At 67.4% G+C, this 678-nt stretch carries 1 protein-coding gene; it reads right to left on the bottom strand.

The features are described from left to right. Window positions 1–678: transposase (locus tag QQ657_RS56500; RefSeq protein WP_284750748.1), on the bottom strand; the 678-nt coding region annotated here is incomplete at both ends.

Genomic DNA, 678 nt, shown 5'->3' with positions numbered 1-678 from the left:
GCGGGTGAAAAGCCGGATTTTGGTGTTGGTGGCTTCGAGCACGGCGTTGGACAGACCAAGACGGAGGCTGGCGCAGATCGGGGCGAGCTGGCGGCGGACCTTGCGGCCGAGCCGGACGAATTCCGGTATGCGGCAGCGTTGCGCCCAGGACAGCCAACGATTCACGCCGTCGATGCCCTCGGTGCCGCCGACTGCGAAGACTGACCGGAGGCCTTCTTTGAGCAGGTAGGCCCGGTGCAGTTCAGGTGCCGCAGCGGCGATCCAGGCCAGCTTGGCTTGTTGCCGGCCGGTGAGGTCTTCAGGATTTTTCCAGAGTGCGTAGCGGGACCGTTGCAATGCGCGGGCGTCCCCGGCCGATTGCGCAGACCGGTCCTCGCGAGGGCGGATGCGTCCGCCGGGAGCGTTGCGGGCGGTTTTCCAGATCCGCCGCCGCACCAGGTCCAGTTCGTGGGTGGCCCACGCTACGACATGAAACGGATCCGCGCACCGCACCGCCTGCGGGGCCCGGTCGGCGACCACGGCGGCGATGTAGTGCGCAGCGTCCGCGGTGACCTCGGTGATCCGCGTGGCACGCTCGTGGCCGAGCTGATCGAAAAATGCTTCCAAGGTCGCTTTGGTGCGGCCTTCACCGAGCCAGACCAGCCGACGGGTGTCGTGATCCACCACCGCGGTCAGGTA

The sequence above is a fragment of the Amycolatopsis ponsaeliensis genome, assembly GCF_030182635.1.
In the GTDB taxonomy this organism is placed as follows: domain Bacteria; phylum Actinomycetota; class Actinomycetes; order Mycobacteriales; family Pseudonocardiaceae; genus Amycolatopsis; species Amycolatopsis ponsaeliensis.
Note: the sequence above shows the minus strand (reverse complement) of the source record. Positions and strands in the feature narration are given on the sequence as shown.